A 9959-nucleotide genomic window follows, 5' to 3' on the forward strand; every position below is an offset into this window, starting at 1 on the left:
AAGAACGTAAGACACTACTTTGGGTCGACGCAATCCTGTGTGATGCTGAAACTGACGGCAAAATAATCGAAACGTATCTGAAGCGCTTTCGACATACCTTAGACAGCATTGGGAAACAGGTCGTACCTAAGGACGTAGAGCTCAGGTTAGTTATCCATTTGTCCCGCGATAAGGATAAGTACTTCTCGGTCATCGATGATCTCATTAACGGTATGAACTCATCGGTAAGGGCGGGCGCCTTGATACATCTCTATGATCATCCGCCTGCAGGATACGGCGCGGTTAGCTCGTCACATATTGACAGGATTAAAAACCCAAACAAGCAACCGGGGCGCCGAGAGGCACTGTTCCGATCCGCAGTTTCGTCCATCGATCTTAACCGATATTCCGCGTTGATTAGGGTATCCATGGATGATGATGACTTCCTTTTACCCAATCATTTTCAGCAGATCTCCTTTTTGGCGCACAGTATTCTCCAGAAAAGCTCCCACCAGGTGACCGCCGTTGGCCTGTATCGTCAGCATCTAGCATCTCTGACAGATGACGGTGCGGTCATGACCACCGTTGATTTCAGCCGTTGCATTCCGGGCAACAAATTTTATGTCATTCCAGCCGACTATTTTTCATCGGCTGCAGACTACAGTCCCTGGGGGATTCCAGAACTTATTGACGAAGAGGCTGTTGATAGGTTCTTTAAACAAAACATACATCTGACTCTAGTCCGCAACAACGAACCCACGTTTATTTATATGCGCCGAGGTTCGAACTTATCGAGAAATGACAAATCGGACTATATTGATCATAGTTATGACAATAAGCGATTCGCCAATGAACAAGATCTCTTGAACCACTCATCTGCGGCGACAAGCATTGCAATGCCTACACCAGATATGCGTCCTTTACCTCGTCAGTTTCATATGACTGCAAGTCGTTCAGGTTCGGGAAAAACGACAGTGACGACAAATTTTCTGAAACTATTTCATGCAGATTCAACAATTGCATTCTATTTAATGCAGGGCACTAATCGAATAGACACAATTTGGTACTCGCGAAATGAATCTGTTGCGTTCACCAACGTTCCGCGAGGGTGCTCTGTCCGTGCTTTCGTACGGATGAATGGGGAGATCATTCACCGGAAGCTCGTTCGAATCTGGGACTAGGTTGGCACTTATGGGTCATGTTTCACCCTCGGAGCGCTTAGAGTTCTTGTCTCAAAGAAACCTCTCAGCCCGGAACCATCATCCCGCTGACGGAATACTCGTGCACGCACATTCAAACCGGGTGGAATCACGGCTTTAAAGTAAGAACCACCCTCACCTTGCGCAAACGTTTCCGTGCCGTCTTCGCTCTCGATTACAACTGATACTCGTTCGTCCCCCGGCACCCACAGCTTTAGCTGGACCTCATTGTATTCAGACTCTTCACGCCATTCGAAACTGTAAGGCAACATACTCTGCATCTGTGATTCATCCGTTGCCGCCAGAACAGAAGCTGCATAGAGCCCAAACGCGCGACCAATATTTTGATGGCTCAGATCCTCTACAACGAGTGCCTGTGACTTCACCCCTGCCCCCTCTGACCAACGCATAAACGGTTGCACATGTATGTGGTGATGGCTGTCGTTAGTTCCAACCAGAACCGAAACAGAGGGTTTGGTTCCTGATTGCTGCGCCGAAGTAGTGATGAGTTGATCCAGCCATTTTATTGATTCTGAAGAATTATCGCCTGCTATAAATGAGAGTATCTTTGGTGCGGCCCCAATAAGATATGTTCCTGGAAGAAACTGGGGTGCACCTACTACAATTCGTCCGACTCCCATCTTCAGCCCGTGCGCCAGGGCGGCCGTTCCTCCCTTCGAGGAACCTACGAATGCTATATTTTCTAGCTCAATTTCAAGTCGGTCTGCTATAGCGATAATGCATTTCTGGACGGTTTCAAAGATTGAAGTATCACGATGATCGGCAAAATAGTATGATCCCTGAGAACCAAAATTGTCCAATATGTACACTTTATAGGCGTCTACCGTGCCGAGTGCCGAGCGGTAATTGTACGTGAAATCAAAGGGGCCACTTATAGCGGAGAATACAACGCATAGCTTCGTGCGCCCGGTTTTTGAAATCGGATTCTCGACCTTATATGTGAGTAACCGTTCCCCTATCCATAATTTCCAATTACCCTCTGACTCCGAAACACCTCGGTCGACGATCAGGCCTTCCTTAGTTCCGATGTTTACCGTCATGGTATGAGAAGCTTCCACTGCAATTTCTCCGCACCCATGTTTTGAGCCTCGAGCATCGAACGAATGAACCAGCCGGGACGGCCCATTTGCGTCCAAACGCACCTCACCAAGGCGGGCCCCTTTCCGATCCAACAGAACGAAGGAATGGCCGTGAACTTCGAGCGAATACTGCTTCGGGATCTGCCAGCTAACGCGATAGCTTTGACCGACGCTCGCGGGTTCCAGTGTGTATCCGCTGTCAAAGCGATGCGAGGTCCAACCTTGTTGGATTCTGTTTGCCGCCCTAAACGGTCCTTGGAGGACACGTTGCGCCTTACGGTATTTGTTTGCACTCAGCGCCTGCACTGCGAGGTTACCCCAGCTCATTCGCCACTATCGCCCAAAATGGCCGCTGAAATGGTAGACACAACTCTTGTCTCCGAGAAATGCTCAGCCACCCAGGACCTCGACTCCGAACCGTTTTTTCTCCAGACTTCGGATGCTTCCGTCGATGCCCTTATATACGCGGCCATTTCTGAAACGCTGGGGTGGAGCCAGTTATCCGGATAGATCTGGTCGGCTCCAGGCCAGGCCAAAGCAGCGGGGACGGCGCCGCTTGCCGCACCGTCAGCCAGCGTCAGGTGGAAGGACTCGAACTCACTCAGAGACAGGACGACGCCAATACTCTGATACCAGTGGACCATATCGTCCCCATGGCCGTCGAAGTCAACCGCACCACGAAGCAGTGGATCCTCCTCGATTCTCTGATACTGGCTGTCGTAGTACGCCATCTCTTCGGGCCTGCTCGCCATCCACGAATATTCTTCCGGCCGTTTGCCCTTGATACGGAGGCGGTACCGCATATCCCTTTCGCGCAGGAGCACCAACAGATCCAGTGCTCGATGCACGCCTTTCTGGGCTGGGACAATGCCCACCATACCCAGAGTGAATCGTGCGTCATCAGTCTTGTTCAGATCCAAACCTGCACAATCCACAGGGTTCGGAATGACAGTCGACTTTTCCGGCGGTATCCCGTGATCACGGACCGCTATATTTTGGATGTGTTTCCCAACAAATATCACGTTATCCAAACGGCTAGTGTCGACTCGATTCGGATAAACAGTAAATAGCTCCTGCGAGTGGAATCTTGTGACCAGTCGCTGGTGTTGCATCAGGTTCTTTGAATACCATTCGGTGTTCCCGAGGGTCCACTCACAGAAGACGATGTCAGCCTTTGCAAGAAGTTCCTTGCTTCGGGCTTCATCGTGCTGATTGTGCCCGTGCCAACGGTCTATGGAAACGTGATGTCCCTTCGTCTCCAGGGCACGGATGATCCCTTGTGCGAACTTCAGGTCATGCCCGGCAACGATAATCTCCTTCGCCGAGCCGCGAGTTGGAGCTGTTGTCGCATCATGCCGCACTGGCTCGCTGCCGAGCGCAACCGGCCTCCGAAAAAGCAAACGTCTAGCCGGCTGGGTCTCCCGGTCCTTCACGGACACGAGCACTGGAGCGCCTTCTGGCGCGGCCGCGTAACTGACCAGCCCGCAACCGGACGTATCAATACCCTCATCCGAGGCCCCGATTTCACTCCACTCACCATAGGTTGTGGCCGTCAGTATGTCTTCGAACGTTGTCCGGTCGAATTCTGTGGTGGGTAGGATTCCTACCCAGGAGACGCCCAAATCCTCTAGCGCACCGGCTGTGGCCTCGGTCTCGGCCAGGAAACGCATACCCAGAGTGTCCGTATCCGGCTTCAACGGCGAAATTACAGCAGTCGGCCTGACAGTCTGGGCAGCCAACTGCCTGATAACGCGTTCTGTAGGTTCGGCGACTTTTACAGCATATCGAGGCGGTTGGGGTGCGCGAACCACCAACCCAGCGCAGCGAAGAATATAGGCCAGGCGATGGGCAGCGGTATGCCCACGGTGAATAAGACGGTACGTCAGCCAGGCATCCTTCAGCCGCAGTCTCTCATCGTTCATCCAACGTTCGAGCAGGATGCTGGCTTCAAGTGGATTGGAAACCGTGTGAACCAAACCATCCATGATCCTGGAGACGCCTTCACCTTTGCCGCTGAGAACGACTGATCCAGACGCTGTGATCTCGGCGACCCGTCGAGAGAACATGGTCGGTGAGCGGTCCACAGAATTGACGTTGATGTTTACTGGGTGTGCTTTGTAGGCCTTGACCATCTCAAGATAAGGGAGACCGCCCCGTACAAAATTGGCTAGACTATCCGGGAATTTATACGGACTCTCATTGTTGAGGTACTGCCGGTCATATATCGTCAAACCAAAACTCTGGGCTGCGCTCAACAAAGTGGCCAGTTCGGCCGAGCGTTCAGGATATCTGTCCCCATAGTATGAGCCGGCATAAGCCACGGTTTGCTCATAGGGGTAGTCGGTGGGCAGAGGGTTATGCAGTTTTGGCTGAGCGTAGAAGGCCAGCGACCCTATAGTTTGAGAGCGTTGACCTTCAGCTCGAGCGTAGCGCGGTAGGCAATCTGAATCCGTCGTAAACACATGATCGAAGAACTCAGCGGTGCGCGCGAACCGGTTGAAGTGGATCGGGTCTTCTTTGTTCCAGAAGATCGTCGGAATGGAGTGCTGGTTGCAGAATTCCAGCAGTTCGCGGAGATCTTGGAATTTTTCCTCATCGTAGTATCCCACCTTCTGCCGCCACTGTCCGTGGGCTCCCTCCCAGGCGGATTCCACGAACAACGCGTCTACTGGAGTCTGCTTTAACTGCTCGCGCCAGGTTCCGGGCAGCAGCTCAGAGAGGTTCACTTCAGGACGCAGACCTTCGGTGGTGAAGGTATCTGCAATGATTCCAATAGTGAATTCGCGAAGTTCACGTTGCCCGGGGACCGAGCCACGCTCGTTCGCCATGACCGTCTCTAGTTTCTGAGTCACTACATTGCCTATGGAACGCCATTGACGGGACCGGATGGTCCAAAGCCTCGCTCGCCGGCCCATTTCCTGACGAAGCTGCTGGTCCGTCAGGAGACGCCTCAGCGCCTCAGCCAGCGATCCGGGATCTGAGGGTTCCGCGAGCAGCGCCCTCTCTTGCGACTCACCGGCGAATTCCCGTAGCGGTCCGAGGTCCGTCAGGACCATTGCTTTCCCAGCCGACATGGCCTCCAGCGGTTTCAAAGGCGATACAAGTTCAGTGACGGGCAGTCTGACCCGCGGGCAAGGCATCACGTCGAAAATGCTCAGATACTCGGGAACATCCTCCGCCTTAACCCGGCCTGTGAAATGGACGTAGTCCTCAATTCCCAGTGCCGCCGATTGTGCCATGAGTCGGGGCAGCTCAGCGCCGTCGCCGACGATGACGGCTCGAAAATCAACTGACTGCTCCTTCAGGATTCCCACAGCAGACAGCAGGTCGGAGATTCCCTCATAGTGAACCAGACTGCCGGCGTATCCGATGACGGGTACGCCGTTGGGCAAACCGAGTTTCCGGCGTATCCGATCCGACGGCGGCATTGGCGTAAAACGGTCTGTGTCGACACCGTTGGGCAGCAACTGAATTTTGTCACGCTTTACACCACGCGTGACGAGTTCGTCACGCACCTGGTCCGTAATGGCAAAGACAACGTCGGCGTTTACCGCGACGAGAGTTTCCAGCCTCTGAGCCAGTTGATATTTTTCCGATTCGTGCCACGATGGCTTTTCCGAGGCCTCTGTGATTTCCCACAATCCCCTTACCTCGAAGGAAAAGGGAATGCCCAGGCGGCGGGCAGCGACTAGGGCTGGCAATGCGGTGACATGATTTGAAGCGGAGTGAATAGCGGCTACGCGTGCCCGCTGGGCCTCGCGAACATATGCATCTGATGCTTCATGCCAATAATGATCGAGTGGTTGAGAAGTCCATGACGGTCCCGGGGAGAAGATGTGTTCAACACCCGAGATGGTCCTGGTGAACCTTTGGGAAGCCGGTTTGGGCTGATCGGCAGGAACGTCCCATGGGTATCCAGGCCGAGCCGCAACCAGAACATCCATTCCCTGGTTCTTCATGCCCAGCACGAGTTCTGCCGTCCTCGTTGAGTAACCGTTGCTGTTGTAGTGTCCGGTGCTATGGGCGCAATACATCACGCGTCCACGTTCAGCGAGGTACCCCGGGTTGGGCTGCCGTGGGGCGATATGTGGGTCCCGGTGCCACAGGCGGTCCTGCCCAAGCACTGCGTTGACGGTTCGCTGGTCACGAGCTGATAGGGACGTCAGAACAGATTCGTGCTCGCGGATCAGTTTCGCCGGTTCTTGTATGTCGCCAAGCACGTAATACGCATGGGAAACAGCGCGGATGATGTTGGCCGCTGTACCCTCACGACGGACCGCCCGTTGGTGTTCTTCCTGCTTGGCTAAGTCCCTGCTGCGTTCGCCTGGGTTGTCTGGAACCGCCGGAGTGTTGTTCGAGGGTTTATTTTCAGATGCACCTGTCTGCCTAATTGCTTTGGCGGCTCTGCGAACCCCCCGTACAGGCTTGAGAATTGCCTTCCCCAACCGCAGGCTTCCCGACTTCCGAATTTGGGTGAGTGTTGCTTTGAGTCGAAGTGCTTCTGCCCTGGACATTTGGACCGCGGTTCTCAGTTGCGCGGCCTCGGTTTGAAACCGGCTGAGATCTTCCTGAACGGATTTCAGGTGAGCTGAATCTGCCATGGCTTTTTCAAGCATTTGCTCATAGGCCTCGAAAAGGCCATCGAGATCGGCTGAGTAGCGCTGTCTGCGTGCCAGCGCCTCGGCCGAAAATGATTGCTTCTCGTCTGCGTGCTTCATCGTGTCCTAGGTGATCGCTCGAGGTCCGGGGGGGCCTTGGCTAACGCCAGATTCCGCGTGTATCAACCACTCGCTTGCCGTCCAGAAGCGACCTATCGAGCTGCTTGAATTCTGTGTGGTCCACGAGCAGGAGCACCACGTCCGCCTTTGCTATGGCCTCCTGCGTGGAGGCAAGAGAAACGTTGACACGGTCTTGGAGGGCCGCCGGGAGTTGATCCAGATGGGGCTCAGCAACGAGTATCGTCTCCTCTGCCAATTGATCACTCAGTGCGGCGACGATGCCGATCGCCGGCGACTCCCGCATGTCATCAATGTCTGCTTTAAACGCGAGACCGAGCGCGGCGACCGTAGCCCCGGACAGATCAGCGAGCAGATCCCGAACCCGGTTGATTACCCACGCCGGCTTGGCGTCATTGGTTTCCCGGGCCTGGCGGATCATGCGTGCATCTTCAGGCGCTGCAGCAACAATGAACCAGGGATCCACTGCGATGCAGTGTCCTCCGACTCCAGGACCCGGCTGCAGGATGTTTACGCGCGGATGATGGTTGGCGAGTTCGATCAGTTCCCACACATCAATGTCCAGCTTGGAACTAATGACCGACAGCTCGTTTGCAAAGGCGATATTCACGTCCCGATAGGAGTTTTCAACCAGCTTGGCCATCTCGGCCGTCTTGGCATCGGTAATGTGCATCGATCCGTCACAGAAGACACTGTAGAGATCGCGGGCCATTTCAGCCGCTGTTGATGTGAGCCCGCCGACGATCCGGTCGTTCGCAACCATCTCGATCATTACCCGGCCCGGGAGCACCCGCTCAGGGCAATGGGCAACATGGAGAAGGGGCTTTCCCGCTTCCGGGTCCAGAGACAGATCCGGCCGAAGGCTGATGAGGTACTCGCCAAGGTGCTGGGTCGCTCCGGGAGGGGAGGTGGATTCCAGAATGATCAGCTCTCCGCCGCAAAGCTGCGGAGCAATGTTCCGGGCTGCGGCCTCAATGTAGGAGAGATCCGCGCTTCTGTCCGAGTTGAACGGCGTCGGAACAGCTACAATGTACGCCTCTGCCGTTGGGGTGTCCGTAGTGGCCTTGAGAGTACCGGCGGTGACGGCCTTGGACACCGCTTCGCCGAGATCTGGCTCGACGAACGGGACCTCTCCCCTGTTGATTGCCTCGACTGAGGACTCGTTGACATCAACACCGATCACGTTGAGACCGTTCACAGCCAGAACGGCTGCGGTGGGCAATCCAATGTATCCCAGACCGATGACAGCTACGCTATTAAATGTTTTCATAATTTCCCCTAAATTATTACGTGCTCTTCGGGTGCACCAAAGAACTGAATATCACCCGATGTTAGAAGTTCAGCATCGGAAACCTGCCACGCGTGGTTTACGCTTCCACGGAACTGGAAGTAGTTGTATTTGTCGGTCGAATAAATAGTTCCTCCACGTCCCGTGACGCTGTTGAGAAACTGACTGTCCTCACCCCGTTGTATCGCTTGGAAGGGTGTGCCAAGAAAAACTTCCCTTCGCGCGGTGATGGTTGGCCCCATAACCAAGTTGGTAAAACGGTGCTCACGCTCCGCAAAGCGGAGCAATGTCGTGTTTCGACCTCTGAGATACATGTAGTGGGCCTGTTTACCTACAACCTCTGCTCGTGAATAACCAAGAGCATTCACCATATCCAACAGATAATGGGGGCCATAAAAATCATCGTCGTCCATTTTGGAGAGGACGTCACCGCTGGAGGCGGTTACGCAACGGTTCAGGCATTCGCCCAACGGGACACTTTCCGGCTCATGCAGCAGCACCAGATTGGAAACACCATAGATTTCCTGCCATGACTTGATCGATTCAGCAGAGGCCTGGAACCCGTGCGTCAGCAAAACAAGTTCAACGTCGGGACCGGCGAACCTGCCTGCCGTTCGAAAGACCTGTTCCAACTGGTGCGGGCGGTTCGAAGAAACCAAGAGGGACACGGAAGGAAGAGCAGTGGCCCCGGGAGCTTTGCCAGGTACTGCCGTTCGGACAATAGTCTCAGTACGGTGGGCGTAGGTATGTTCAGCCCAGATCCGACGCTGTGCCAGGTGCAGTTGACGCGCAGAGAGTTCAGGGTTGCGTACCAGCGCGGTGAGTGTTTGGGCCGCTTCTGTCTTGTCGCTGACAATAAACTGCTCATCCTTGTTCCACAGTTCCCCCAGCGCAGTGCTGGGCGTACTGACCACTGTGGTCCCGGCAGCTGTAATCTCGAAAATACGCCGGGCACACATACTCGGTGAATCCACAACAGAGTTGACGTTGAGGAAAACCTTGTAGGCCTTGTAGGCCGTCAGCATCCGGTCGTATGTGAGGCTTCCTACGACGCGGGAATCATAGGGGGCAGGGAATCTGTAGTTCGGGTCGGACTCCCCATGGCGTGCGAAGATCTCCAGGCCAATCGGCATCAGGTCGCTGACATCCGCTGACGCTCCGAGGAGAATTTCCATCTGTTCGCGGCGCTCCGGGTACTTATGCGCAAAGTACATCCCGGCGAAGGCGATATCCCTGTGGTGCCAGCCGTAACGCGGACGCACTGGGTTATGAATTACAGGCTGTGCGGCGAATTGGAGGACATCAACGTTGTTATGCCCCAGGTCCCTACGGTAGGAAGCGAGACGGTTTGAGTCACTCGTGAAAACATGGTCGAAAAGTCTAGCTGTCTCCAGGAAATCCTCGTAGTGCGGAGGGTCCTCCTTGTTCCAGAACACCGTAGGGATACCCATCTGCCGGCAGGCAGCTACCAGGGCACGGATATCTGCGGAAGGACCGTTGGAGCCAGTGAGCTGGTGTTTCCATTCCCCCTTGTTGCCGGACCAAGCTGACTCCACGAACAGGAGATCCGGCCGTTGAGTGCTAATCTGCTCAGCCCAGCCGCTATTGGACAGCGCGGTCTGTTTCCATTCGTAGCTGAAGGCCATCAACGAAAAAT

At 54.6% G+C, this 9959-nt stretch carries 5 protein-coding genes; 1 reads left to right on the forward strand and 4 read right to left on the reverse strand.

What is annotated here, in order from left to right; translation table 11 throughout:
• Positions 1–407 precede the first annotated feature (407 nt).
• Entirely contained in the window at positions 408–1160 is a 753-nt protein-coding gene (locus AL3_RS18585; RefSeq protein ID WP_151723976.1) for a hypothetical protein, read from the forward strand.
• 8 nt (positions 1161–1168) lie between these two features.
• Here AL3_RS18585 and AL3_RS18590 read toward each other — a convergent pair whose 3' ends face one another.
• The 4 genes from AL3_RS18590 to AL3_RS17090 all read right to left on the reverse strand — a co-directional run.
• Complete coding sequence (locus AL3_RS18590; RefSeq protein WP_151723977.1) at positions 1169–2584, reverse strand: hypothetical protein; 1416 nt, start codon at positions 2582–2584, stop codon at positions 1169–1171.
• A gap of 17 nt (positions 2585–2601) precedes the next feature.
• A complete protein-coding gene (locus AL3_RS17080) occupies positions 2602–6996 on the reverse strand; it encodes a glycosyltransferase (protein WP_083521859.1) in 4395 nt (1464 codons plus the stop codon).
• 40 nt (positions 6997–7036) lie between these two features.
• Positions 7037–8284 carry a UDP-N-acetyl-D-mannosamine dehydrogenase gene (gene wecC, locus AL3_RS17085; RefSeq protein ID WP_066303353.1) on the reverse strand — a complete coding sequence of 416 codons (1248 nt, stop codon included), beginning with the start codon at positions 8282–8284 and terminating at the stop codon, positions 7037–7039.
• Between the two features lie 8 nt (positions 8285–8292).
• Positions 8293–9959, reverse strand: a 1667-nt coding sequence (locus AL3_RS17090; RefSeq protein ID WP_255220906.1) for a glycosyltransferase family protein, incomplete at its 5' end; no start/stop codon positions are given.

This window comes from Arthrobacter luteolus NBRC 107841 (assembly GCF_001552075.1).
Taxonomy (GTDB): domain Bacteria; phylum Actinomycetota; class Actinomycetes; order Actinomycetales; family Micrococcaceae; genus Arthrobacter_B; species Arthrobacter_B luteolus.